22 protein-coding genes are annotated in these 24,163 nt (G+C 61.8%); 14 read left to right on the top strand and 8 right to left on the bottom strand.

Annotation, left to right across the window (positions count from 1 at the left end; translation table 11 throughout):
- Genes pelF through PQV96_RS16645 form a run of 6 tightly spaced genes read right to left on the bottom strand, consistent with a single transcriptional unit; the run spans window position 1 to window position 11,225 of the window.
- Entirely contained in the window at window positions 1-1,542 is a 1,542-nt protein-coding gene (gene pelF / locus PQV96_RS16670; protein WP_207374153.1) for a GT4 family glycosyltransferase PelF, read from the bottom strand.
- Window positions 1,539-2,555, bottom strand: coding sequence for a tetratricopeptide repeat protein (locus tag PQV96_RS16665; protein ID WP_207374152.1), 1,017 nt, complete (start codon window positions 2,553-2,555; stop codon window positions 1,539-1,541). Before PQV96_RS16665 ends, pelF begins: the two co-directional genes overlap by 4 nt.
- Window positions 2,548-3,924: a PelD GGDEF domain-containing protein gene (locus PQV96_RS16660; protein WP_273623631.1), complete on the bottom strand. Its 1,377-nt coding sequence runs from the start codon at window positions 3,922-3,924 to the stop codon at window positions 2,548-2,550. The genes PQV96_RS16665 and PQV96_RS16660 overlap by 8 nt, the downstream gene beginning before the upstream one ends.
- Window positions 3,925-3,938: 14 nt before the next feature.
- A complete protein-coding gene (locus tag PQV96_RS16655; RefSeq protein WP_273623630.1) occupies window positions 3,939-4,487 on the bottom strand; it encodes a penicillin-binding protein activator LpoB in 549 nt (182 codons plus the stop codon).
- A 35-nt stretch (window positions 4,488-4,522) separates the two neighbouring features.
- Window positions 4,523-8,422, bottom strand: a complete 3,900-nt coding sequence (locus PQV96_RS16650; RefSeq protein ID WP_273623628.1) for a tetratricopeptide repeat protein — start codon at window positions 8,420-8,422, stop codon at window positions 4,523-4,525.
- Entirely contained in the window at window positions 8,382-11,225 is a 2,844-nt protein-coding gene (locus PQV96_RS16645) for a bifunctional glycoside hydrolase/polysaccharide deacetylase family protein (protein ID WP_273623626.1), read from the bottom strand. Before PQV96_RS16645 ends, PQV96_RS16650 begins: the two co-directional genes overlap by 41 nt.
- A 493-nt stretch (window positions 11,226-11,718) precedes the next feature.
- Between PQV96_RS16645 and galE the strand changes: the two genes are divergently transcribed.
- From galE to tatC, 9 genes are all read left to right on the top strand, one after another.
- Window positions 11,719-12,732, top strand: coding sequence for a UDP-glucose 4-epimerase GalE (gene galE, locus PQV96_RS16640; RefSeq protein WP_273623624.1), 1,014 nt, complete (start codon window positions 11,719-11,721; stop codon window positions 12,730-12,732).
- A gap of 114 nt (window positions 12,733-12,846) precedes the next feature.
- Window positions 12,847-13,647 (top strand): imidazole glycerol phosphate synthase subunit HisF, encoded by an 801-nt coding sequence (gene hisF, locus PQV96_RS16635; protein ID WP_044400245.1) that lies wholly within the window; start codon window positions 12,847-12,849, stop codon window positions 13,645-13,647.
- Window positions 13,648-13,773: 126 nt separating this feature from the next.
- Window positions 13,774-14,163 (top strand): phosphoribosyl-AMP cyclohydrolase, encoded by a 390-nt coding sequence (gene hisI, locus PQV96_RS16630; RefSeq protein ID WP_044400239.1) that lies wholly within the window; start codon window positions 13,774-13,776, stop codon window positions 14,161-14,163.
- A gap of 4 nt (window positions 14,164-14,167) precedes the next feature.
- The gene (locus PQV96_RS16625) at window positions 14,168-14,563 is read left to right on the top strand and encodes a phosphoribosyl-ATP diphosphatase (protein WP_066785688.1); all 396 of its coding nucleotides are present in this window, start codon (window positions 14,168-14,170) and stop codon (window positions 14,561-14,563) included.
- A 5-nt stretch (window positions 14,564-14,568) separates the two neighbouring features.
- Entirely contained in the window at window positions 14,569-14,955 is a 387-nt protein-coding gene (locus PQV96_RS16620) for a DUF4870 family protein (RefSeq protein ID WP_044400232.1), read from the top strand.
- 179 nt (window positions 14,956-15,134) lie between these two features.
- A complete protein-coding gene (locus tag PQV96_RS16615; protein WP_044400409.1) occupies window positions 15,135-15,491 on the top strand; it encodes a histidine triad nucleotide-binding protein in 357 nt (118 codons plus the stop codon).
- Window positions 15,492-15,575: 84 nt separating this feature from the next.
- On the top strand, window positions 15,576-15,821 hold the full coding sequence (tatA, locus tag PQV96_RS16610) for a Sec-independent protein translocase subunit TatA (protein WP_044400229.1): 246 nt from the start codon (window positions 15,576-15,578) through the stop codon (window positions 15,819-15,821).
- 23 nt (window positions 15,822-15,844) lie between these two features.
- On the top strand, window positions 15,845-16,306 hold the full coding sequence (tatB, locus tag PQV96_RS16605) for a Sec-independent protein translocase protein TatB (protein ID WP_044400226.1): 462 nt from the start codon (window positions 15,845-15,847) through the stop codon (window positions 16,304-16,306).
- Window positions 16,307-16,359: 53 nt separating this feature from the next.
- The gene (gene tatC, locus PQV96_RS16600) at window positions 16,360-17,154 is read left to right on the top strand and encodes a twin-arginine translocase subunit TatC (RefSeq protein ID WP_207374146.1); all 795 of its coding nucleotides are present in this window, start codon (window positions 16,360-16,362) and stop codon (window positions 17,152-17,154) included.
- Between the two features lie 262 nt (window positions 17,155-17,416).
- Here the strand turns inward: tatC and PQV96_RS16595 are convergent, their stop codons facing one another.
- Window positions 17,417-18,562: a Do family serine endopeptidase gene (locus PQV96_RS16595; protein WP_066697820.1), complete on the bottom strand. Its 1,146-nt coding sequence runs from the start codon at window positions 18,560-18,562 to the stop codon at window positions 17,417-17,419.
- 163 nt (window positions 18,563-18,725) lie between these two features.
- Here PQV96_RS16595 and PQV96_RS16590 point away from each other — a divergent pair, with 163 nt between their 5' ends.
- Window positions 18,726-19,481: a Nif3-like dinuclear metal center hexameric protein gene (locus PQV96_RS16590; RefSeq protein WP_207374144.1), complete on the top strand. Its 756-nt coding sequence runs from the start codon at window positions 18,726-18,728 to the stop codon at window positions 19,479-19,481.
- 62 nt (window positions 19,482-19,543) lie between these two features.
- The gene (pdxA, locus tag PQV96_RS16585; RefSeq protein ID WP_142081922.1) at window positions 19,544-20,581 is read left to right on the top strand and encodes a 4-hydroxythreonine-4-phosphate dehydrogenase PdxA; all 1,038 of its coding nucleotides are present in this window, start codon (window positions 19,544-19,546) and stop codon (window positions 20,579-20,581) included.
- Window positions 20,582-20,668: 87 nt separating this feature from the next.
- On the opposite strand, the gene mscL is transcribed toward pdxA, so the two are convergent.
- The gene (gene mscL, locus PQV96_RS16580) at window positions 20,669-21,100 is read right to left on the bottom strand and encodes a large conductance mechanosensitive channel protein MscL (RefSeq protein ID WP_066697826.1); all 432 of its coding nucleotides are present in this window, start codon (window positions 21,098-21,100) and stop codon (window positions 20,669-20,671) included.
- A gap of 199 nt (window positions 21,101-21,299) precedes the next feature.
- Between mscL and petA the strand changes: the two genes are divergently transcribed.
- The 3 genes from petA to PQV96_RS16565 are packed head-to-tail and all read left to right on the top strand — an operon-like array spanning window position 21,300 to window position 24,097.
- A complete protein-coding gene (gene petA / locus PQV96_RS16575) occupies window positions 21,300-21,896 on the top strand; it encodes a ubiquinol-cytochrome c reductase iron-sulfur subunit (RefSeq protein ID WP_066697829.1) in 597 nt (198 codons plus the stop codon).
- Window positions 21,897-21,907: 11 nt separating this feature from the next.
- Window positions 21,908-23,320 (top strand): cytochrome b, encoded by a 1,413-nt coding sequence (locus PQV96_RS16570; RefSeq protein ID WP_044400205.1) that lies wholly within the window; start codon window positions 21,908-21,910, stop codon window positions 23,318-23,320.
- 18 nt (window positions 23,321-23,338) lie between these two features.
- Complete coding sequence (locus PQV96_RS16565) at window positions 23,339-24,097, top strand: cytochrome c1 (protein ID WP_044400202.1); 759 nt, start codon at window positions 23,339-23,341, stop codon at window positions 24,095-24,097.
- Window positions 24,098-24,163 lie beyond the last annotated feature (66 nt).

Here is a 24,163-nt window from a genome sequence, read left to right as displayed (position 1 = left end):
TCAGCGTGCCTCGTCGGTTGCAGGCCCGCCCAGGGCCTTTTGGTACACCTTGCGGTAGCTGCCAAACATCATGCTGTCGGTGTAGTAGCGTTCCACGCGGGCAATGGCCGCCTGGCTGGCGCGATTCCACTCGGCCGGGTCGTTCAGCAAGGCGATGGCGGCGTCTGCCAGCGCCTGCGGGTCGGCAATGCCCACCACGCTGCCGCTGCTGCCCAAGGCGCGGTCTTCTTCTCCCAGGCCCTCGATCAGTTGGCGGCACGAGCCCACATCGGTGGATACGGTGGGCACGCCCGCTGCATAGCCTTCCAGAATCACCAGCGGCAGGGCTTCGCTGATGGAGGACAGCACGATCAGCCCGATCTTGGGCATGAGGTCTTCCACCTTCTGAAAGCCCAGGAACTTCACGTGATTTTCCAGCCCCAGGCTGCGCACCAGGTTCTCACATTCCTGTGCGTAGGATGCGTCCTCATCGGTGGGGCCGGCAATCCATCCTTCGGCCTGCGGCATCTGGTTCACCACGCGGCGCATGGCGCGGATGAAGGTCTTCACGTCCTTGATGGGCACCACGCGGCCAATGAGGCAGAGCACCGGCGGCACCTGCGCCGGGCGCTTGTCGCGCATGGGCGCGAAGCGGGCGAGCTGGATGCCGTTGGGGATGTTGAATGTGCGCGCCGGGTCGGCGCCGTCTTGCACCTGGCGCAGGCGGTTGGTTTCATACAGCGCGATGATGGGGTCGGCCGCCGCATAGCAGTAGCGCCCCATCCATTCAAACAGCCGGATCCACATTTGCCGGAAGTACGACAGCTCGGTGGGGTCGCGCTGGAAGACGTTGCGGTTGTCGCGAATCCACTCGCTCTTGAGCAGATCGATCTGCCGCTCCTTGGTGTAAATGCCGTGCTCCGACAGGGCAAACGGTATGTTGCGTGTGTCGTGCAGCACGGCTCCCAAAAAGCCTGCATAGCCCGTGGACGCGCTGTGCAGCATTCGCACCGGGATCAGGTTTTGCGCCACGCTGGCCAGCGTCCACAGGGGCTTGAACATGATGCGCACCGTCCAGAAATAATCCACGAACGAGGGGTCGGTGCAGTACTCGCGATAGGTGTCGCGGATCAGTTCCCAGGAGCGCTCGCTGTACAGAAAATCTTCCAGCGGAAAGTTGCCGCCGGGCGCCATCTCGCGGGTCACAGCGCGCAGCATCTGCAAGGTTTGCTCGGTGCCTGCGCTGCCTTCGCGCAGGGTGTTCACGATGCCGCGCAGCACCTCGAACGTGGCTTCATTACCCGGGCGGGCGTGCGGCAGGTTTTGTGCTGCCAAACCGTCGTACAGAAAGTGCTCTTCAAAGTGCACCACGTTGGCTGGCAGCTTGTATTTGAACTGGCTGTAGTCCGAACGCTGGCTGCCCAGAAACACCAGCGCAAAGCGGTACTCTGGGAAGGCCTGGATGATCTGGTTGATCCAGCTGGAAACGCCCCCGCTCACATAGGGAAAGGTGCCTTCCAGCAGCAGGGCAATGTCAGCCTCGGCGGCTTTGGGGTGGCTCATCGCGCGCTCCAGTAGTCGATAACGGGGCGCAGGCGGGGCAAGGCGCTCCATTCGTCGAGTTGCTGCATCAGCTGCCGCGTTTTGGCGAAGTCGCGTTGCTCAAAGCTCAGCTCGGCAAGGTAAGGTAACACCCGTGTCGCGGGCAAGCCAAGCTGCTGGGCGCGGGCGTAGGCCTGCTCGGCTTCGTCCATGCGGCCCAGCGCGTGCAGCAGCAAACCGCGGCGCAGGTTGTGCTGGGGGTGCTGCGGTTGCTGCGCCAGCACCCGCTCGCAGTAGCGCAGGGATTCACTGATGGCGTAGTTGCGCATGTCGCCCTGCGCCAGGTTCTGGTACACCAGTTCCCAGTACAGCGCCGACAGTTTTTCTGCGGCCTGCAAGCCGGTGGGACCCAGGGGGTCGGCCCCCTCTTTTTCTTCGGCCTCGCGCAAAGTGTCCAGCTCTTTGTCGATGGAACGGCTGATGTTGCGCTCCAGCGCATCCAGCATGCCGTAGGCGAGCAGACGCAGGTCTTCGCTCGAGTCGTTGAGCACATTGCGCAGCAGCGGGGACGAGATACGCCCAGACATGTGCTGCAGTGCCACCATGGCCCGCATGCGGGAACGGGCAGGGACTTCGCTGTTGCCCAGCACAGCGCGCAGGCCGGTTTGCCGGAAGCCGCTCTGGATGCGCTGGTGCAGGTCGAACTCTGGCAGGTGCACAGACTGGAAGTCTTCGATGGGGCGGGCGGCACGGTACAGCCGCAGCACCAGCGTGCCCAGAAAGACGCCGATGAAGCCTGCCAGCGGTACGGCATAGCTGCACACCGCCATCAGGGCCAGCATGGGCATCCTGGGGCGCGATTGCTCGGCTGACAGCAGTGGCAAGGTAAACACCGCCAGCAGTACGCAGGCCGCCGCATGGGCCAGCAGATAGCTCAGCAGTGCGGCGTCCGAATAGCCGTCCAGCAGCACCGGGCCCGCCCACGCCGTGAGCTCCATCACAATGGCCCACAGCCCCCACTTGGTACTAAGCATGGGCGAGTTGCAGAAGTTTTTGCAGCATGGGCAGTGGCCCGCCCGAATCTGCGAGCGGCAGCGGGTGTGGGAAGATGCCCGCTTGGGCGAGGCCAGTGTTTTGCTTGCGCCGGATCCACTCCTCCAGCCGGGCAATGAAGCCTTCGGCAGTAGATGCTTCGCCCAGCGGCATCAAGATGGCGAGGACATGCCGGTTCGGTCCAGCAATGGCCCAGCTCTCATCCATCATCCGTTTGAGCCGCAAGAATTGTTGCGGCAGATCCCGATCCACGGCGTCCTGGTTGAATTCCAGCGCCACCACGATGCTGGGGACCTGCGTGCTTTCATACATGCGCCACAGGCGTTGCAACTCAAAGGCAAACTCAGGCGGGCAGTCAGGAACCTGCTCCACCAGCGGCGCTGACAGCGCTTGGGTTGACAGACCATCGGTGTAGTAACCCAGCAGCAAATTGATGGTTTGCAGGTTCTCGTCCTGCAGCGCAAAAAATGGCAGCTCGTCGATGAGCAGCATGGCGTACACATCTCCCCCAATATCCAGCAGAGGGGCTGCCACCAGGTAGCGGGTGGCTTCCTGGCGCACCGTGGCTTGAACCACATGGCACAGGGTGCGTGTTTCCAGGGCTTGGGTGAGCAACGGGTCTTTGGGGTCTACCGCCACGGGTGAGCCAATGGTGGCTATCGCGGTTTTCTCCAGCTTGTGATCGTGCACAGGGTGCAGGGCCGCAGAGCTGATCTGGCAATACTGCGCCAGCAGTCGCAGCAGAATCTGTGCCTCATCATCGCTGCCGCTGAGTCCGCGCAGCGTTTTGAGCGCGTCGCGCATCGACATGGGGCGGCCTATCAGTTCCTGTTCCAGCCGGTCATGCGACAGGCGCAGCAGGTAGTACTGGCGTATCAGGTGCTCCAGGCGCTGGTCCAGGTAGTACTGCACGGCTTCGGCGCGGCGGGTGCGCGCTCTCCACAAGCTGGAGAACTCGCCCACCAGCATCACGGTAATCAGCCCGCCCAGAAAGAAGATCTGCGGGAATTGGTCCATGTGGCCCACATGCAAGGCGACCCATGCCAACAGCAGCACGGCGCCAGCGCCCAGCCCGGCCAGCGGGCCATAGCGCAAGGCCACGATGACGGGCGCCAGCCAGGCCCAGTGGAACTCCGCGTGCACCCCGAGCGGATCCTCGGGATTGAATGCCACGCCCACGGCCACGGCGATGCCAGGCACGAGCAGGGATTCCAGCGTCACCAGCCATGGGCGGTCGCCGGCTGCGCCCAGCTTGCCCAGCGGTGCACCGGAAAAGCCGGGCTTGCGCTGCGCAGCAGGCGCTGCTGCGTCGTCGGATCGGGCGGTCGTTGCCTGGTCGTCAGCTTGCATGCGAATGCGAAGGCTTAACGTGCACCGGACAGACCGGCTTGGAGTAGTTCGCGGATCAGCTTCTGGGCCACGGCCGACAGCGCTTCACGGCTCCAGCCGGACTTGCCGCCTGCGCCACTCCAGAGAATGTCGCCGCTTTGCACGTCAATGATTTGCAGCGTGATGCCAGCGGCCGGTTCCCCGTCCACGCCCACCTTGTAGCGCCACTCGTCCACGGTACCTGCCAGCGCATAGCGCACGCCTTGTTCACGGGCCCATGCCAGCGCCTGTTCCTGGCGTTTGGTATCGCCTGCGTCGAATAGTGCCTCTTGCTGCGCCGTGCTCGTATAGCGCTTGACCTTGCCCACGCCCCGCGCATGCAGCAGAGCCTCTGCGACGCTTTCGGCGCGGTTGCCAGCCATGGGGGTCTCGGTGTGGTTGGCAAAAGGCAGCACGGTCCATTCGGCATTGGCCTGCAGGGCGGGGGCTCGGCCACGGTCTACCGTAGAGCAGGCTGTCAGTGCGCAAAGCACCAAGGCGCTGGCAGCAACTTTCAAGGTGTGCAGGATTTTGGTATTGCTCATCATCGGGCTTGTCTTTCCATCAACATCGGGTGGGTTCAAAAGTGCTTGCGGTAGCGCAGCTGTATCTCGCGGGTGAGCCCCTGGGTGAGGGTGCCGCCCTTGCCCAGGCTCCAGCCCAGGTTCAGGTGGTCACCGCCCAGCACGCTGCCAGCCAGGCCCAGTCGCAGACTGTAGCCCGGGCCCTGGCGGCTGTGCCAGGTGCGGGCAATGCTGCCAAAGGGTTGCAGCGTGCGCGTGTAGTCGCGCTCAAAGCGGGTATTGGTCGAGATCTGCAGACCGTAGAAACTGAAGTTCTCGGGCAGGAAGTAAGTGTCGCCGACACGGTCCACGCTGGGGGGCAGGTACTGGGTGAAAGCCAGGTCGCTGCCCGAAAGCTCTCCGGGGTCACGCCGGTTGTACGCGTGCTGCGACCAGAAGGCGCCGAACTCCAGGCTTGGGGCCTCCACGCGGTAAGTGTGCGTGTAGGTCAACGAGGAATGGCGACCTGTGCCCAGTGCACCACCGGTCTGCAGCTTGTAGTTGTCGCGCCAGTGCTCCATGGTGATCTGGTCAAGCCGCGAGATCTGATAACGCAAGCTGATGCCGGCACGGTCTTTCATGCCTGCCATGCGCAGCACAGTGCTTTCCTGGGTCGGCAGTTGCATGCCGATGTCCATGCGCAGCGTCAGGCGGTTGTCCAGACGCCATTCGTGTTCGAGCTGAACGGGGGTGTAGCTGGTCAGGCTCTCGCGCCGGGCCAAGTGCAGGGTGGTGGTGGTGTCCCGTTCCTGCCAGCGCAGATCCACCTTGACACCTCGTTCCTGCGAGGGGTTGCTCAGCTGCGTGGAAAGCCCGGCAGTGCGGTGAATGCGGGTCAGGCTCAGGTCCATCGACAGGCGCGGGCTCAACGCCATGTGCCATTGCGCGGTGGCTTCGGTTTCTTCAAGGTCGCCGAGCTTTCTCGCCTCTACTTGAGGGCCTGCGTGGTCACTGAACGCCAGAAGGTTTTCGGTGAGCTGCAGATGCAGCGGTGCGTCGTCGGGCTGGTCGTTCTGCGATTCAAACGCAGTGGTCTGTGCCAAGCGCACATCCTGCACGGCAGCAGCGGCGTTGATGCGGTCGTAACGGGGCAGGCGCTCACCAAAAGTTTCCAGCAGGGCTCCGGTGGATGCAGTGTCTTGCTCCGCCAGGGCCACAGTGATGTCGGCCCAGAGCGGCCGGTTGGCGCGCAGGCTTTGGCTGCGTGCGTACTGCTGCCACAGCAGGCCGCGCTCTGCGGAATACTGGCCTGCATCCTGCAGCCAGCCAATGGCAGTTTCTGCCGCAGCGTTGGACAGGTTGCCAGCTGCGTCTCGGTCCAGGCGCATGAGTTCACGCAGCGTCTCGAACGCCGGGTCGCCGGGCTTGTGTGTCAGCAGCAGGCGTGCGCGGGCCAGGCGGCGGGTGGTGTCCAGCCCCTCTTCGGTGAGCCAGTGCGCGCGCGCTTGTGTGCGGGTCATGGGGCGGCCCTGTTGTGCCTGAGCCCATTCCGAGGACAGCAGATGCCGGCGCAGGCGCCATGACTTGTCGGGCTCCTGGTTCTGGTCCAGCGCATCGGCGTAGTTCATCATCCACAGGAAATCGCTCTGCCGTTCTGCCAGCTGGGGGGTGAAATACCGAGCCAGTGCGACGGAGGGCAGGGACAGGGCCTGGTACGCAGAGCCCAGGGCATCGTGCATCTCCTTGTCGCGGCTCCACTCGGCTTCATGGGTAGCCAGCAGTTTGCGCAGAGAGATGTTGTCGTTGCTGTCGATGAACAGCCACACGATGGCCTGACGCATCTCGGCCGAATCAGGCGCCAGACGCAAGGCCGCATCAAACAGCTGGGCTGCGCGGGTGAGGTTGCCCGTGTTCTGGTGGTACAGACCCACAATGCGCAAAAACTGCGCGTCTTTCCACAGGGGGGCAATCGCTTCGTGTGCGGTGCCGGTGGTGGGGCTCACCTTGTCCAGCAGATGCTTGACCTGCGTCCACTGGCTGCGGCTGACATAGGTCGTCAGGGCCAGGATCAAGTGGCGCGGCTGGAAGAAGCGGTCCCAGGCCTGCACAGCCACATCTGCCGCCTGTAATGGGTAGTCCACTTGCAGCAGCCGGATGGCGGAATCAAAGTCTGGCAGCTTGGCATCGGGTGTGGTCAGCAGCTGGCGATACGCATCCAGCGCCACTGCGTCACGCTGCTGGCGCTCAGCCAGCTGCCCGGTCATGCGCAAGAAGTCGGTGGTGATCTCTGCGCCGGGGAGAACGGCATGGCGCGCGGCCTCCAGCCAGGCCATGGCCAGTTCCGGCTTGCCACGCACCACCGCCAGGGTGGCTGCGCGCATGGCGCGCTCGGGTGTGGCCTGAGCGGGATCGGCCAAAAGCTGCTCCCATGCCTGTAGCGCCACGTCCATTTGCCCGGCACGGGTAGCAATGTCCGCCAGCAGCTCCAGGTTGGCGGGCAGGCGCGGCTGTTGCTGCAGGAACTCGATGGCGGGCAGCGGGGTGCCCACCCGTTCGTACGCCAGGATGAGTTCTTTGGCCAGGGGGGCGTTGTCCGGTTTGCGCCGCAACTCGTAGCGCAGGCCTTCGATGAGTGCCGCATCGTCAAACAATCCGGGAGCAAGCCTCAGGACCGATTGCCAGGCCCGGTCTTGCTGGGTTGCCCGAGCGATCACCAACCAGTTCTGCAGTGCAGCGTCGCTGCGCTGCGTCCACTCGGCCACCTGCGCCAGCCGCTCACGCCACGCCAGATCATTCGGTGCCTGTTGCACAGCCGATTTGGCTACCAGCCAGGCGTCTTCGAGGTTGCGGTTTTCCAAAAATACCTGGTAGCCCAGGGTGTAGATCTTGTCGTCAAACGGCAAGCCTGGGCCTGCCTTTTCAGTACCAGTGCGGTTGCCAGCTTGCGCTGTGACTACCTGCTGCATCCCTGCGACGCTGGGGTGGTGCAGCATGCGGGCGTCCAGCAAGTAGGCGCGGTCTTCATAGCGCAAGGTGGCTGGTGCCGGCGGCGTTGCATCGCCCGACATGGGGAGCATCACCGGCGCTGCGGTGGCCACGGCTGTCTCGCGCCACTGTTGCAGCAGGGCCAGGCGAAGCAGCCGCTTCATGTATTGCTCGGCAATCGCGGGTTTGCCAGCGGCGCGTGCCAGTTCCACCAGCATGCGCAACACTTCTGGATCTGCTTCAAGCCCGCCCACCTCGCGCTGGGCCAGAGCCAGCGCCAGGGCAGGCTTACCAGATGCCTGCATGGCAGCAATGGCGCGCAGGTAGAAGGCTTTGGCTTGGTCCGGTTTGGTACTGGCGTGGCGTGCCTTCAGGAACAGGTCGGCTGCCTCTTGGTGGGCAGAGACGCCCAGTGCTTCGCGCGCTGCACGTTCATAGAGTGCCACTGCGCTGCCCTCGGCGCTGGCTTCGTCGCCCATCCGCCGGTACATCTGAATGCCCAGCAGGGGCTCACCCAAATGGAAAGCGTCTTCCGCCAATGCGGGCAGCATTTCGTCGGGCACCTCTTGGGTCATCAGCTCATGCAGCTGCACCACAAGGTCAGCGCGCAGGGCGCGGCGTTGTTCTGTGGCCTCGAGAGGAAGGGCGTGATAGCCATCCATGGCGTCACGCCAGCGTGTCCATGGCGAAGGCTGCCGGTTGGCCAGGTCGGCTTCCCTTTGCTTGCGGGCTTCGTCTTCGGCAACCCGCTGCGCCTGCAATTGCTGCAGCCGAGGGTTGTTCGGATCACTGCGCAGCAGGTTCTTCAAGTATGCAAGCGACAGGCTGGAGTCGCTGCTGGACGAGAGCAGGCGCCGCTCCAGATCCTGGCGCGGATACATGAGCCACAGCGCACCACCGACCAAGCCGGCCAGCAGTGCAGTGAGCCAATAGCTGGCGAGTACGGGCCGTTCAGCGTCCGGCGCAGACAACTTGGATTTGCGCGGACGCATCGGCTAGCTTGTAGGTGCGCACGTCGGTGCGCAGGTTGTTGGAGGGCTTGGCGGCCACCACAGGTTGCCCGTTGGCGCTCAGCTTGCAGGCGGGGGCCATGCCGGCCACGCTGAATTGCAGGGGCACATGGCCTTGCAGGGTGAAGTCCGTGCGTTGCCCTTGCTGTGTGCGTTGCCACTGCGTCACGCGGGCATTCGCGGTGTGCAGCCAGACGGTGGGGGCGTTTGCAGTATCGGCGGCGGCAGATCCGCCCGGCCGCGCAATCCATGCAAGGTCACTGGTCAGGTGGAGGTAGCTGCCTTCCGCCCCTTCGCTCACGCCTGCCACGCCAACACCTTGGGCGAGTGTGGGGGTGATGTCATTCACCGAGTAGGGCATGCGCAGCGTGCGCAACTGGCCCGCGCCACGAACGCGCCAGCCGTCACCTTCGCGGGCGATGGCGTAGGTGTGGAAGTCTTGCACCTTGCGGATGAATTCGGAGGTGCGAACCGGGTGCAGTGGCTGCGATAGCGCCCAGTCATACACCTTCTTCAGCGCCTTCAGGCCCGCCGCCTTGGAGGCCGAGTACGTGTGGTAATAGATGCCCACAGGCTTGATACGACGGGGCTTGTCGGTCATCTCAAAGGTTTCGAGCACGCGCTCGAAACCGTAATAGGGCCCCTGCCACAAGTTGGTGTAGTTGTTCTCGTTGGTGATGGGGGCGTAGACCTGCAGGTAATTGCCTTTGGTAATGCCCAGGGCGCCAATCGCCGTCAGCGTGGGTTGTGCCTTGGAGATGGATGTGTCTCCACCGTTGATGTTCACCAGACCCGCTTCGTAAGACGCCTTGAGGGCCGCTTCATTGGGGGCTGTGTCACCCGACCATTGGAGTATTTCCACCGATTTGCCTGCAGGTACAAGTTGCTTGCGAATGTATTCGGCAGAGCCTGCCGTCTCGCGCTCGAAGTCCATTTTGTAGCCAGGAATATTCAGGGACTGCTGGGCTTCAGCGTTTTCTGAGAACACCCCGTGTTTGACCGAGGAGTCCCACGAGAAGGGATGCGTGAAGGTATGGCTGGCCGCTTCGATGTGGGGCAGTTTGAACATCTTGCGTGCGATGTCTTCCATCTGCTGGCTCTGGTCCGGGTACAGGCCGTGGGGCGCCGTCTCCGCCTCAATGATCGACATCGTCTGGGGGATGCGGTACTTCTCGAAAATCTCTTGCAACAGTACTTGCGAAGCCAGTGGGCTGCCCGCCATTTCAGCCTTGGAGGGGAAGCCGTCTCCATCAATATGGGCCAGTAGCAACCTCAGGCCGTTCTCGGTTGTGGTGTCGGGCACCGGCAGCGGGGGCAGTTGCAAGGCTTTTTGCAGAAAGGTGAACGGGTTGACCACCCACCGTGTTTGTTCAGTGCCGGGCAGCTCCGTCAGAACATACGGGTCGAGAATGAATCCTCCCCAGGGCATCAGGGCTCCGCCCACGTAGCTGCGGCCATTCTTGTCCACAAATTCGACCAGGGGCTCTGCCTGCGCAGCTTGCGGCCCCACCAGCAAGACGGGCGTGTCGTCCCGCTTGATGGGGGGAAGGGCAATCTCGAATTCCATCGCGGCGTGTTGGCCCTTCAAGCGCAATGGTGCGGTGATGTTCAGATCGTTGGCTTGCAGTCCGAACGTGGTAGCCCAGGATTTGTCGGGTTGCAGGCCAAAGTCACCCATGATGGCAATCGGTATGCCCTCGGTTTTGCGGGCCTGCAACCACTGGTTCAGTTCGCGCATCCGGTTTTTGGGGATGAAGCCAGAAAAATAGGTCACCACCCCGGCATAACGGTCGCGCTGAATCCCCCCGGGCAACGGGTTCAGGATGTCGGCGTAGTCCACCACATAGCCCATGTGGTTCAGGGGCATCTGCGCGTAGCGGTGGGGGTTGCTGTAGTTAAGCGCTGGGGACTCTGAACTGTTGTAAACCACCAGAATGCGGCGGGGCACCAGCTCCAGCGTGCCAATGCCCACGCTGCTCAAACGGCTGTCCGTCACCCAGGGGATGAAGCCATCAGCTTCGATGCGCTTGGCGGTCTCGCGTGCCAGAGCACGGTCGTGGGGGGCGACGTAATCGATGGCCAGTGCAGGAATGCCATCACGGTCCTGGATGGTCTTGAGTTGAGCGATCAGCCACTGGCGGTCAGCCAGAGGCACTTCTTCGTAGCGACTGGCACCCGCATTCCAGCCGCGGTACAGCGATTCTGCGGCGACCATGTGGATCTTGCCTTTCAGGCGTGGCGCAATCTCGAACCCCCGGTTCATGATCAGCTGGATGCCCGGGAAGCGTTCGTGCAGCGTTTCAATCACGCGAACCAGGCCGTCTTGCTGTGCAGCCTCATCAAAGCGGCTGGCCAGGCGGTACGAGTCCATGGTGTCCAGAAAGAACCCCCGGTAGCCCCGTTGCCACAGGGGCGCTACCACCTGGTCTGCAAAAAAAGCGGGCCATTGCGCGGGCGTCTGGTCGACCACCACGGAGTTCCAGTGCCCGTTGCGGGCCATTTGCCACTGCGCCGGTATGTTCTTGAAATAGGCCCGCGTGGGCTGCACTTCTGCCACCGACGTGTAGGCGTAAAGCTCGGTCCCTTTGGCGCGCAAGGCTAGCGGGTCGTAGCCATGGTCGGGCTCCACCACCACGATATCGAAGACTTTCAGATCTTCTAGCGGTGCGTTGTGCTGGTAGTAAAGCGCTACCGCCGGTGCCTTCTTGGCCTGAGCGTATTTTGTTGCGCCCATGGCAGCCAATGCCAGCATCAACAAAACGAGGAGGCGAAGCGGATGTGTCATGGACGGCGGCGGGTTCCGGGGTGGCGCTTTGTGGGCGCAAGGTGATTCGATCCGGTAGGCACTGTAGCGCAGGGCTGTCCGCAGGGTGGCAGGCAGTGGATCAATGAAGTGTGGATTTTATGGCTTGTGGTTCGGGACGGCGTTTACCCTCGATAGAGCGTTCAATGCAAAGATGTGAGTGTGTACTTTTCTTTTTGGTTTTGATAATCAATGGTTTCTGGGCTGAGGAGGCTCACAAAGCCACTTCGGGGTGTTTGGAGTTCACCCACAGTGGAAAACGATTGTTTGCAATGGTGCTGGGGCCGCGACCATGGCCTTCGTCCCTTGTGTGCTCTCGCTGGCCAGCCCGGCGAATCGGAAAAGAAGTCGCGCAAGGCTTTTGGCGCTGCAACGCGGGAGGCTTTTTGATCCGACAATTCACCCTATCTGGTCGATCCCGTGCGATGGATCTCTTCCTCAGAACCCAGATCCCCATTTTTAGGAGTGCGATAGCGTGATTCTTGTAACGGGCGGAGCCGGCTTCATTGGCTCGCATACCTGTGTGGCGTTGGCCCAGGCCGGCATTCCTTTCGTGGTGCTGGACAATTTTTGCAACAGCCGCCGTTCGGTGCTGGAGCGGGTGGAGCGCATCACTGGCGCACCCGCGTCTTTCATCGAGGGCGATATCCGCGACACGGCCTTGCTGCAGCGGGTGTTTGCCGAGCACCCTGTCGAGGGGGTCATCCACTTCGCAGCCCTGAAGTCGGTGGGCGAGTCGGTGCGTGAGCCGCTGCGGTACTACGACAACAATGTGGCGGGCACCGTGGCCTTGCTCGGCGCCATGCGGGCGGCGAATGTGCGCACGCTGGTGTTCTCCTCGTCTGCCACGGTGTATGGTGACCCGGCCTCGGTGCCTATCCGTGAGGACTTCCCGCTGTCGGCCACCAACGCCTATGGCTGGAGCAAGCTCATGATGGAGCAGGTGCTGGCCGATGTGGACGCTTCTGAGCCCGGCCAGTGGCGCATTGCCCGCCTGCGCTATTTCAACCCCGTGGGTGCCCACGCCAGTGGCTTGATCGGCGAAGACCCGCAAGACATTCCCAACAACCTGCTGCCTTACGTTGCGCAGGTGGCCGTCGGCCTGCGCGAACAACTCAGCGTGTACGGCAACGACTACCCCACGCCCGATGGCACCGGCGTGCGCGACTACATCCATGTGTGCGATCTTGCCGAGGGTCACGTGGCCGCGCTGCGCTACCTGCGCGATCACCCCGGTCTGCTGACGGTGAACCTGGGCACGGGGCGCCCCGTGTCGGTACTCGAGATGGTGCGTGCCTTTGAACGCGCCAGCGGCCGGGCCGTGCCCTACCGCATCGTGGCGCGCCGGCCGGGCGATGTGGCCCAGTGCTGGGCTGATCCTGCTCTGGCCCAGCAACTGCTGGGCTGGACTGCCAAACTGGGCCTGGACCAGATGTGCGAAGACGCGTGGCGCTGGCAAAGCGGTGTGGGCGCCAGCCTGCAGGCCTGAGCGGGCCGGGCCCTGCGGATGGCCGTGGTATCTTGCACGGGCCGCTCTGGCCGCGCCCTCGGGGTTGCGGCTTCCTTTCATTGATATTCTTCTTTTTTCTCATCCCTCTGCGCCATGCTTGCCAAACGCATCATTCCCTGTCTTGACGTTACCGGAGGCCGCGTGGTCAAGGGTGTCAATTTTGTTGAACTGCGCGATGCAGGCGACCCGGTAGAGATTGCCGCGCGCTACAACGCCCAGGGGGCCGATGAGCTGACCTTTCTGGACATTACCGCCACCAGCGATGGTCGTGATCTGATCCTGCACATCATCGAAGCCGTGGCCAGCCAGGTGTTCATTCCGCTCACCGTGGGTGGCGGCGTGCGCACGGTGGAAGATGTGCGCCGTCTGCTCAACGCGGGCGCGGACAAGACCAGCTTCAATTCCGCTGCCATTGCCAACCCCGACGTCATCAATGCGGCATCGGCCAAATACGGCGCTCAGTGCATCGTGGTGGCCATTGATGCCAAGCGCCGCTCTGAAGAAGACGCGCTGCGCATCGGCGCCAACGGCCAGCCGGTGGGCCCTGGCTGGGATGTCTACAGCCACGGCGGGCGCAAGAACACCGGGCTTGATGCACTGGCGTGGGCGCAGGAGATGGCGCAGCGCGGCGCTGGCGAAATATTGCTCACTAGCATGGACCGTGACGGCACCAAGTCCGGCTTTGACCTGGCCCTGACCCGTGCGGTGAGCGACGCCGTGAGCGTGCCCGTCATCGCCTCGGGCGGAGTGGGCAATCTCGACCACCTTGCAGACGGCGTGCAGCAGGGCGGTGCCGATGCCGTGCTGGCTGCCAGCATCTTCCACTACGGCGAATACACCGTGGGCCAGGCCAAACAGCGCATGGCAGAGCGTGGCATTCCCGTGCGTCTGTAATCGGTAGCTTGTTTTGCTATTGATTTAATAGCTGCTGGCGCTTTCTGTACAAGCGCTAGCGGCCAAAAACGTTTAAATTTTTGATCCCCGTCCGGCCCTCTGGCACAAATCACCGACAATCCGCCCATGAACTGGCTCAATGAAGTGAAATGGGACGCGCAGGGCCTGGTGCCCGTGATTGCGCAAGAGCAGGGCACAGGCGATGTGCTGATGTTTGCCTGGATGAACCGCGAAGCGCTGGCCAAGACCGCAGAGCTGGGCCGCGCGGTGTACTTCAGCCGCTCGCGCAAGAAGCTGTGGTTCAAGGGCGAGGAGTCGGGCCATGTGCAGACGGTGCATGAAATCCGCCTGGACTGCGACAACGACGTGGTGCTGCTCAAGGTCACGCAGGAAGGGCACGAGCCTGGCATCGCCTGCCACACCGGGCGCCACAGCTGCTTCTTCAGCGTGCTCAAGGATGGCGCCTGGAAGGCCGTTGATCCGGTCTTGAAAGATCCCGAATCCATCTACAAATAAGCCCATGAGTTCCAACGATTCCCACGTGCTGCCTCAGCAAGACGCCCTGGCCCGCCTGGCGGCCGTGATTGAAAGCCGCAAGCCCGCCAACGGTGGCGATCCGCAGACCAGCTATGTCTCGCGCCTGCTGCACAAGGGGCCGGATGCCTTCCTGAAGAAGATTGGCGAAGAGGCCACCGAAGTCGTGATGGCGGCCAAGGATGTGGACCATGGTGCCGACAAGGCAAAGATCGTCTACGAAGTGGCCGACCTGTGGTTCCACTCCATGATCGCTCTGGCCCACTACGGCTTGAGCCCGGCGGATGTGGTCAAGGAGCTGGCCCGCCGTGAAGGCACCAGCGGTATCGAAGAAAAAGCCCTGCGCAAGGCAGACGCGCGCGCGGCAGACGAGAAAGGCTGACAGCCATGGCAGATGACTTCACCGATGTGCGGACCAAGGACCAGCGGGCCGAGGACTTGAAGGCCATCGGCTGGGTCAGCTACCTGTTGCATCTGATTGTGGCGGTGGGGGCGGTCATTCCCGGTGCGCAGCCCGGCGCTGCCTTGCTGTTGATTGCGCTGGTGATCGACCTCGTCAAAAAGAGCGATGCAGAAGGCACCTGGCAGGCCAGCCATTTTTCCTGGCGCCTGCGCACGGTGATTTGGGCAGGTGTGCTCTATGTACTGACGGCCCCGCTGTGGATTTTGATCCTGCCCGGCTGGATCGCCTGGGGGCTGATCTCCCTGTGGTTCCTGTACCGCATCGTGCGCGGCATGGTCGCCATGAACAAGGGGCAGGCTCTGGAGATGTGAGATTGGCGCTGCTGGCGAGCGGGTGCCTTGCTCAGCCCTTGGCTGACAGCCCTTCGTCAGCCGGCGGACACGCAGGACGCCGTGTATATCCCTGACAATGCGAAAACTTGCCCGGAGTCATTCAGGGCTCTGTAATCAGTTATCTGGCGGCTGCGGCCGGTTTCATTCATCCCTCCACCATGCACGATCCGAACTGCCTTTTTTGCAAGATCATTGCCGGCGAGATTCCTTCCCGCAAGGTCTATGAAGACGAGGAAATCTTCGCATTCCACGACATCCATCCCTGGGCGCCGGTGCACTTTCTCATGGTGCCCAAGGCGCATATCCCTTCGATGGCCCAGGTTACCCCAGAGCACGCCGGGCTACTGGGGCGCATGATGGCGCTGGCGCCCCGGCTGGCCCTGGAGCAGGGGTGTAACCCGTACCCAGACGGCGGCTTTCGCATCGTCACCAACACCGGGGTTGAAGGCGGGCAGGAGATCCACCATCTGCATATCCATGTGATGGGTGGCCCACGCCCCTGGCTCAAAGGCTGAGGTCAAGAGCTGACAGTCTTTTCCCCTTCACGCCGGGGTTACATCGCGCGTCTAAAATGATTGCAATTCGTTAGGAGAAATTCCATGGGTTCCTTTTCCATCTGGCACTGGCTGATCGTGCTGCTGATCGTTGTCATGGTCTTCGGCACCAAAAAGCTCAAGAACATGGGCTCTGACCTGGGCAGCGCGGTCAAGGGCTTCAAGGACGGCATGAAAGACGGCGCAAGCGACGCCCCCGCGCCCACCGCAGCCCCAGCTCCCAGCCAAGTCGCCAACAGCCAGGCCGCTGACAAGACCACCATCGACGTGGAAGCCAAGCAAAAAAGCTGATGGCTTGAGCGAGCGTTGATTCCATGATTGATATTGGCCTGTCCAAAATGGCGCTCATTGGGGCGGTGGCGTTGATCGTCATCGGCCCTGAAAAGCTGCCCCGCGTCGCCCGTACCGTGGGCACCCTGCTGGGCAAGGCGCAGCGCTACGTGGCCGATGTGAAGTCTGAAGTCAACCGCTCCATGGAGCTCGATGAGCTTCGCAAGATGAAGGACTCGGTGGAAAACGCCGCGCGCGACGTGGAGCAGTCCATCCAGACCAGCGCCAGCGAGTTTGAAAAAGACTGGGCGCAAGCCACCAGCTTCGAGACCGAAAGCCACGACACTGCTTCGGCTGTGCTGCCCGCCTACAAGCACCCTGGCAAAAACTGGCGCCTCAAGAAAGGCGCTACCCCCCAGTGGTACAAAGCCCGCAATGGTGTGCGCACCAAAGCGTTGTCCGGTGCGGCGCGGGTAGCGCGCTACCGCCCTAAAAAGTTCCACTGATGCTGCGCCCGCGCGCGCTGCATGGGCGGCCCTGACGCCCTCGAAGATCCAACATGGCAGACACCCCCACCCAAGAAGACGAGCTTGCTGGAACGGAGCAACCGTTTGTCCAGCATTTGATGGAGCTGCGCGACCGCTTGGTCAAGGCCATCATCGCCATTGCCGTGGCTGCTGCTTTCCTGTTTTTCTTTCCCGGCCCCGGGCCGCTGTACGACTTTCTGGCAGCGCCACTCGTAGCGCATTTGCCCAAGGGCGCCACGCTGATTGCCACTTCGGTGATCTCGCCCTTCATGGTGCCGCTCAAGATTTTGCTGATGTCGGCCTTTTTGCTGGCTTTGCCATTCGTGCTCTGGCAGGTGTGGGCGTTCGTGGCGCCGGGCCTGTATTCGCATGAGAAGAAGCTGGTCTTGCCGTTGGTGGTCTCCAGCACTGTGCTGTTTTTCATCGGCGTGGCCTTTTGCTATTACTTCGTGTTCGGGCAGGTGTTCGCGTTCATCCAGAGCTTTGCACCCAAGAGCATCACGGCCGCGCCAGACATCGAGGCGTACCTGAGCTTTGTGCTGTCCATGTTCCTCGCCTTCGGCCTGGCCTTTGAAGTGCCGATTGCGGTGGTGGTGCTGGCCCGCATGGGGGTGGTGAGTATCGAGAAGCTAAAGAGTTTCCGTGGTTACTTCATCGTCATCGCGTTCGTGATCGCCGCCATCGTCACCCCCCCCGACGTGGTGTCGCAGTTGGCCTTGGCGGTACCCATGTGCATTCTTTACGAGATTGGCATCTGGGCCGCGCAACTGTTCATCAAGCACACCAAAGCGCCGGGCACGGCAGAGGAAGAAACCGCTTCTTCCTGACAGCGGAGGCGCTGCTTTGTGGCGGCATTGGGCTGCTGCCCACTATTGCGGCGCCGTATTGCCCTGCTTTGCACTCCTCCAGTGACGCTCCGCATGGTTGGTTTGACGACTTTCAGTGCAGGAAGTCTGGTTGCCACCAAAGCAGGATAGGTTTTTTCTTTACCAATAAAAATAGCTGCTAGCGCCCGAAAATAAAGCGCTAGCAGCTATGTTATTGATAGCGTATAAGTTCCTGCGGGCCGCAGGAGTTTTGTATTGTGCTTCAGCGACGCACAGCGCGCTGGGGGCGAGGGCGTACCCCAGGGTTGATGTTCAACTCCAACTTCTTGTCGGCACGTTGCACCTCGAAAGCTGAGGGCGTGCCGGGTTTGAGCGCAGCCACGGCAGTCAGCAGCTGCGACACGTTGCCCACAGCCTTGTCATCCACCTTCAGAATCACGTCGCCGGGGCGCATACCCGCCTGTGCGGCGGGGCCGTCTTGCAGCACCCCGGTGATGATCACGCCTTCGGTGGCTTTCACGCCGAAGGTTTCGGCCAGTTCGGGCGATAGTTCATTGGGTTCCACGCCAATCCAGCCGCGGGTCACCTGCCCGTCTTTCACGATGCCGTCGAGCACCAGGCGCGCGGTAGACACGGGAATGGCGAAACCGATCCCCATGCTGCCACCCGAGCGCGAGTAGATGGCCGTGTTGATCCCCATGAGGTTGCCGTTCACATCCACCAACGCGCCACCCGAGTTGCCGGGGTTGATGGCGGCATCAGTCTGGATGAAGTTCTCAAACGTGTTGATGCCCAGCTGGCTGCGCCCCAGCGCACTGACAATGCCGCTGGTCACCGTCTGGCCCACGCCAAAGGGGTTGCCAATGGCCAGCACCTGATCGCCCACGGCCAGGGAGTCTGAATCGCCGAGCGTGATCACGGGCAGCTTGTCGAGCGTGATCTTGAGAATGGCCAGGTCGGTTTCGGGGTCGGTGCCGATCACGCTGGCGCGGGTGCGGCGGCTGTCGGTCAGCGTGACTTCGATTTCGTCCGCACCTTCGACCACATGGTTGTTGGTGAGGATGTAACCGTCGGGGCTGATGATGACACCGCTGCCCAGTCCGGTCTGGGCCTGTGGGGCCTGGTCACCAAAGAAGAATTGGAACCAGGGGTCGTTGCTGCGTGGGTGGCGTACGGCCTTGCTGGTATTGATGCTGACCACGGCGGGCGATGCTTTGCGCGCTGCGCCGCTGAAACTGCCCGCCGCAGGCTGCCCCGCCGGGGCTGGGGGCGCTTCCATCAGGGCCACGCCGGCGCCCGAGCGGGTGGCGCCTTGGCGGATCCAGTCGGGCTGGAGGGTGGCGACAACAAAATAGGCCGCGGCGAAAACCGTCACGGCCTGAGAGAACAGCAGCCAGATGCGTTTCATGATGAGTAGATAGGGCAAAGGTGCGTGGGGTGCGCGGAGTTCTGCTGTGTGATCTTCGGGGCTCGGAATAGTTGCTATTGTCCTCCAAGCCTTGGCGGCGCATGGCGCGGCGTTGGGTGGGGTCTTGGTGCTGCCTGCGCGAGCCCGCGCGACAATAGCGGGCATGAGCATATCCCGCGTAGACCTTCTGCAGGCATTCGACGGCCTGCTGCAACCCGAGCGTTTCAAAGACTACGGGCCCAATGGCCTGCAGGTGGAGGGCAAGGAACAGATCGCCCGCGTGGTGAGCGGCGTCACGGCCAGCAAGGCGCTGATCGAGGCGGCCATTGCAGCGCGCGCTGATGCCATCTTCGTCCACCACGGACTGTTCTGGCGCGGACAAGATGGCCGGGTTACAGGCTGGATGAAGCAGCGCCTGCAACTGCTGCTGGCGCACGACATCAATCTTTTTGCGTACCACTTGCCGCTGGATGCGCACCCCCAGTGGGGCAACAACGCTCAGTTGGGCCAGATGCTGGGGTGGACTAGCGTGGCGCAGTTTGGTGAACAGCTGCTGGGCTGCGTGGCCAATGCCGACTATCCCCATGCGCAGGCCGTGGCGAACCACGTGGCCGCCGTGCTGGGCAGGCCGACCACGCTGGTGACCTCGGCCGATAGCACGCGCCCCGTGACCAAAGTGGCGTGGTGCACGGGTGGGGCGCAAAGCTACTTTGAGGCGGCCATCGCTGTAGGTGCTGACGTGTTCATCACGGGCGAAATCTCGGAGCCACAAGCCCATCTGGCGCGCGAAACGGGTGTGGCCTTCATTGCCGCAGGGCACCACGCCACCGAGCGCTATGGCGCCCCCGCGATCGCGGGCGAGGTGGCGCGGCTGCTGGGCATCGGGCACGAGTTCATCGAAATCGACAACCCCGCGTGAATGGTTTGCTATTGAAAGCGTAGCTGCTTGCGCTTGATTCACGGGCGTTAGCGCCAGAATTTATGAAAATCAATCTCAAGCCCATCGCCATTACCCAAGGCGACCCTGCAGGCATAGGCCCTGAAATCGTGGCCAAGGCGTTCCGGGATGCGCCCGATGTGCTGCGCGGCTGCTTCGTTGTCGGGAACGTGGCCACGCTGCGACGCGCCGCGGGCTGCATTGCAAGCCCGGGCATACCTTCGCTGCCCGTGGCGGTGATCGAGGGGGTGGCCGATGCCCTGGCTGCGCCCCCGCGCTGCGTACCGGTGCTGCCGCTTGCGGGTCTGCCCGACACCGTGGCGGTGGGGCAGGTCAGTGCTGAGGCAGGGCGCGCCGCTGCTGATTGTGTGCAGTGGGCAGCACGCGCCGCGCTGCGCGGTGAGGTGGCTGCACTGGTTACGGCACCGTTGCACAAAGAGGCGCTCTCTGCTGCAGGCGTGGATTACCCTGGTCACACCGAACTGCTGCAGGCCGAGGCTGCCGCCCACCAAGGCGTGGCGCTGGATGCGATGCCGGTGCGCATGATGTTGGCAAGCGATGAGTTGCGCACGGTGCTGGTCAGCATCCATGTGTCCCTGCGCGATGCAATTGCTGCTGTGACCGAGGCCAACGTGCTGCAGACCGTGCAGATCGCGCATGCGGCACTGCTGCGCACCTTGGGGCGTGCGCCGCGCATCGCTGTGGCGGGGCTCAACCCCCATGCGGGCGAAGGTGGTTTGTTTGGCCGGGAGGAGCTGGAAATCATTGCTCCCGCTCTGGCTCAATTGCGCGCGCAAGGGGTGGATGTGCACGGACCGTTGCCGCCGGATACCGTCTTCATGCGGGCTCGGCACACCGAGGCACATCCTGGTGAGTTTGATGTCGTGATCGCGATGTACCACGACCAAGGGCTGATTCCTGTCAAATATCTGGGTGTGGATAAAGGGGTGAACGTCACCCTGGGCCTGCCATTGGTGCGCACCAGCCCCGACCACGGCACCGCGTTCGATATCGCAGGGCGGGGCGTAGCCGATGCGTCCAGCCTGATCGAAGCGGTACGCATGGCGCGGCAACTCGCCTGAATTTTCGAGCGGTGTCGGCCGCAGATGCGACAACGCCCTCGACAAGAGGGCGCTGAGTCCATCAAAAAGCTGAGTTTGTGGCGCAGATCAGCGCTTGAGGCTATCGCGGATCTCGCGCAACAAGACGATGTCTTCGGGTTCAGGTGCTGGAGCGGCAGGCGCTGGAGCAGGTGCTTCGCGCTTGAGTCGGTTGATTTGCTTGATCATCATGAAAATGATGAACGCCAGAATGATGAAATTGACGGCCACGGTCAAAAAGTTACCGTAGGCGAAAACCGGCACGCCAGCCTTGCGCAGTGCGTCCAGGGTCATGGCGGTGCCCGCTGGCACATTGCCCAACACCAGGAACAAATTGGAAAAATCCAGTTTGCCAAACACCAGGCCCACCACCGGCATGATCAGATCGGCCACCACGGAGTCCACGATTTTCCCGAAGGCTCCGCCAATGATCACCCCCACAGCCAGGTCGATCACATTGCCCTTGATGGCAAATTCTTTGAATTCTTTGATGATTGTCATCTTTGCTTCCCTTTTTGGTTTCAAGGGCCCGTCGCCCCAGGTGGTGTGAAACCGCATTATCTAGGAGAGATGGCGCAGCGGTGCTGCTTCGCTATGGGGCTGTGACGCCAGATTGCAAGAGGGCGGCTGGTGTTACGAGTTTTCACTCCGCTACAATCCCCGGCTGACCCCAACATAGCGATGTATACCGAGGATCCCCATGAGTGACACACCAGTCGACACCAGCAAGCGGACGTGGCTGATTGCGTCCGGATGCGCTGGTGCTGCGGGAGGAGTGGCCGTAGCCGTGCCCTTCGTCAGCAGTTTTCAGCCTTCGGAAAAAGCCAAAGCAGCCGGTGCTGCGGTAGAGGTTGATATTTCAGCCCTGCAACCCGGCGAGAAGCTCACTGTGGAATGGCGCGGCAAGCCCGTGTGGATTCTCAAGCGCACCCCTGAGCAGATTGCTTCGTTGGCCAAGACCGAGCCTCAACTGGCCGATCCCAAGTCAGATCGCAAGACGTACCCCACCCCTGAGTACGCAAAAAACCAACACCGCTCCATCAAGCCTGAAATTTTCGTGGGCGTGGGCATTTGCACCCACTTGGGTTGCTCGCCCGGCGATAAGTTCCAAACGGGCCCTCAGCCTTCTTTGCCTGACGACTGGAATGGCGGCTTTCTGTGTGCTTGCCACGGCTCCACTTTCGACTTGGCTGGCCGTGTGTTCAAGAACAAGCCTGCGCCTGACAACCTGGAAATCCCGCCCCACATGTATCTGTCCGATTCGCGTCTGCTGATCGGTGAAGACAAGAAGGCTTGAGGTAGCACGACATGGCTGAATTCAAGGAAATCTCCCCCAACGCTTCGGCGTCTGCCAAGCTGACGAACTGGTTTGAGAACCGGTTCCCCACAGCTTTCGATGCCTACCGTGTGCATATGTCGGAGTACTACGCTCCGAAGAATTTCAACTTCTGGTACATCTTTGGTTCGCTGGCACTGCTGGTGCTGGTGATCCAGATCGTCACCGGTATCTTCCTGGTCATGCACTACAAGCCTGATGCGAATCTGGCTTTCGCATCGGTGGAGTACATCATGCGTGATGTGCCCTGGGGCTGGTTGATTCGCTACATGCACTCCACGGGGGCTTCGGCCTTCTTCGTAGTGGTGTACCTGCACATGTTCCGTGGCCTGATCTACGGTTCTTACCGCAAGCCGCGTGAGCTGGTCTGGATCTTTGGCTGCGCCATTTTCCTGTGTCTGATGGCTGAAGCCTTCATGGGCTACCTGCTGCCTTGGGGCCAGATGTCTTACTGGGGCGCTCAGGTGATCGTGAACCTGTTTGCAGCCATTCCCTTCATCGGTCCTGACCTGGCTCTGCTGATCCGTGGCGACTTTGTGGTGGGCGACGCTACCCTGAACCGCTTCTTCAGCTTCCACGTCATTGCCGTTCCTCTGGTTCTGCTGGGCTTGGTTGTGGCGCACTTGCTGGCGTTGCACGATGTGGGCTCCAACAACCCAGACGGCGTTGAAATCAAGGGTCCCAATGCGCCCCGTGATGCCAAGGGCAAGCCTCTGGATGGCGTGCCATTCCACCCTTACTACACCGTGCACGACATCTTTGGCGTGTCTGTGTTCCTGTTGGCTTTCTCTGCGGTGGTGTTTTTCGCGCCTGAATTTGGTGGCTACTTCCTCGAGTACAACAACTTCATCCCCGCAGATCCGCTGGTGACGCCGTTGCACATTGCTCCCGTGTGGTACTTCACCCCGTTCTATTCGATGCTGCGTGCTATCACCAGCGAGATGATGTATGCCCTGATCGCCTGTGTGCTCCTGGGTGCATTGTTCGGAGTGCTCAAGGCCCAGTTGCCAGCCATCTTCAAGGTGGTGATCGCTGGTGGCGCTGTGGTGGTCACCGCTTTGATGCTGGCCATTGACGCCAAGTTCTGGGGCGTGGTCGTGATGGGTGGTGCCGTGATCATCCTGTTCTTCCTGCCTTGGCTGGACTACAGCCCTGTGAAGTCCATTCGTTACCGTCCCGACTGGCACAAGTACTTCTACGCTGTGTTTGTGATCAACTTCCTGATCTTGGGTTACCTGGGCGTCCAGCCTCCTTCGCCGATTGGTGAGCGGGTTTCTCAGGTGGGTACTTTGTTCTACTTCGGCTTCTTCCTGCTGATGCCTTGGTGGAGTCGCATTGGTAAGACCAAGCCTGTGCCTGATCGCGTTACCTACGTTGCGCACTGAGAGCCGGAGAAAACAACAATGAAGAAACTCATTCTCACGATCGTGGCAGCGCTGGGCATGGTGGCTGGCTCTGCAATGGCTGCTGGCGGCGGCCATCCCCTGGACAAGGCGCCCGTCAAGACCAATGACTTGGCCTCTTTGCAAAATGGTGCCAAGCTGTTCGTCAATTACTGCCTGAACTGCCACTCTGCTGCGTTCATGCGGTTCAACCGTTTGAAAGACATCGGTTTGACAGACCAGCAGGTGAAAGACAATCTGCTCTTCACCACCGACAAGGTCGGTGAAACCATGAAGGCGGCGATTGATCCGAAACAAGCCAAGGCCTGGTTCGGTGCCAATCCTCCTGACCTCACTGTGATTGCCCGTTCGCGTGCAAGCTCTGCAGGTTCGGGTGCGGACTACCTCTACACCTACCTGCGTACCTACTACCGCGACGACACCAAGCTGACGGGCTGGAACAACCTCGTGTTCCCCAACGTGGGCATGCCTCACGTGCTGTGGGAGCTTCAGGGCGAACGCCGCCCCGTCTTTGAAGAGCACGAAAGTCACGGTCAAAAGACTCACGTGCTCAAGGGTTGGGAGCAGGTGTCTCCGGGGAAGATGACCCCCGCCCAGTACGATGCGGCTATCGGCGACTTGGTCAACTACATGCAGTGGATGGCCGAACCCGCTCAGAACACGCGCATTCGCGTTGGTGTGTGGGTTCTGATTTTCCTGGGCTTCTTCACCGTGATCGCATGGCGACTGAATGCGGCTTTCTGGAAAGACGTCAAATAACTTGCTGACTTTCTGACGACTTCTCTTGGATGAGACGTCGTCAGTTTTTTATAGAGTGGGCGCTTT

This window comes from Acidovorax temperans, from assembly GCF_028596105.1.
Classification (GTDB): Bacteria; Pseudomonadota; Gammaproteobacteria; order Burkholderiales; family Burkholderiaceae_C; genus Acidovorax; species Acidovorax temperans.
The sequence above is the reverse complement of the archived record's forward strand: the minus strand, read 5'-3'. Positions and strand labels throughout refer to the sequence as shown.

Bases quoted from the DNA above. Each gene is read 5' to 3' on its own strand.
- PQV96_RS16625 (WP_066785688.1), top strand. From the start codon at position 14,168: ATGAGTTCCAACGATTCCCACGTGCTGCCTCAGCAAGACGCCCTGGCC.
- PQV96_RS16655 (WP_273623630.1), bottom strand. From the start codon at position 4,487: ATGAGCAATACCAAAATCCTGCACACCTTGAAAGTTGCTGCCAGCGCC.
- PQV96_RS16645 (WP_273623626.1), bottom strand. From the start codon at position 11,225: ATGACACATCCGCTTCGCCTCCTCGTTTTGTTGATGCTGGCATTGGCT.
- hisF (WP_044400245.1), top strand. From the start codon at position 12,847: ATGCTTGCCAAACGCATCATTCCCTGTCTTGACGTTACCGGAGGCCGC.
- PQV96_RS16565 (WP_044400202.1), top strand. From the start codon at position 23,339: ATGAAGAAACTCATTCTCACGATCGTGGCAGCGCTGGGCATGGTGGCT.
- pdxA (WP_142081922.1), top strand. From the start codon at position 19,544: ATGAAAATCAATCTCAAGCCCATCGCCATTACCCAAGGCGACCCTGCA.
- PQV96_RS16660 (WP_273623631.1), bottom strand. From the start codon at position 3,924: ATGCAAGCTGACGACCAGGCAACGACCGCCCGATCCGACGACGCAGCA.
- mscL (WP_066697826.1), bottom strand. From the start codon at position 21,100: ATGACAATCATCAAAGAATTCAAAGAATTTGCCATCAAGGGCAATGTG.
- PQV96_RS16665 (WP_207374152.1), bottom strand. From the start codon at position 2,555: ATGCTTAGTACCAAGTGGGGGCTGTGGGCCATTGTGATGGAGCTCACG.
- PQV96_RS16620 (WP_044400232.1), top strand. From the start codon at position 14,569: ATGGCAGATGACTTCACCGATGTGCGGACCAAGGACCAGCGGGCCGAG.
- PQV96_RS16590 (WP_207374144.1), top strand. From the start codon at position 18,726: ATGAGCATATCCCGCGTAGACCTTCTGCAGGCATTCGACGGCCTGCTG.
- PQV96_RS16595 (WP_066697820.1), bottom strand. From the start codon at position 18,562: ATGAAACGCATCTGGCTGCTGTTCTCTCAGGCCGTGACGGTTTTCGCC.
- petA (WP_066697829.1), top strand. From the start codon at position 21,300: ATGAGTGACACACCAGTCGACACCAGCAAGCGGACGTGGCTGATTGCG.
- PQV96_RS16615 (WP_044400409.1), top strand. From the start codon at position 15,135: ATGCACGATCCGAACTGCCTTTTTTGCAAGATCATTGCCGGCGAGATT.
- tatB (WP_044400226.1), top strand. From the start codon at position 15,845: ATGATTGATATTGGCCTGTCCAAAATGGCGCTCATTGGGGCGGTGGCG.
- PQV96_RS16650 (WP_273623628.1), bottom strand. From the start codon at position 8,422: ATGCGTCCGCGCAAATCCAAGTTGTCTGCGCCGGACGCTGAACGGCCC.
- hisI (WP_044400239.1), top strand. From the start codon at position 13,774: ATGAACTGGCTCAATGAAGTGAAATGGGACGCGCAGGGCCTGGTGCCC.
- tatC (WP_207374146.1), top strand. From the start codon at position 16,360: ATGGCAGACACCCCCACCCAAGAAGACGAGCTTGCTGGAACGGAGCAA.
- PQV96_RS16570 (WP_044400205.1), top strand. From the start codon at position 21,908: ATGGCTGAATTCAAGGAAATCTCCCCCAACGCTTCGGCGTCTGCCAAG.
- tatA (WP_044400229.1), top strand. From the start codon at position 15,576: ATGGGTTCCTTTTCCATCTGGCACTGGCTGATCGTGCTGCTGATCGTT.
- pelF (WP_207374153.1), bottom strand. From the start codon at position 1,542: ATGAGCCACCCCAAAGCCGCCGAGGCTGACATTGCCCTGCTGCTGGAA.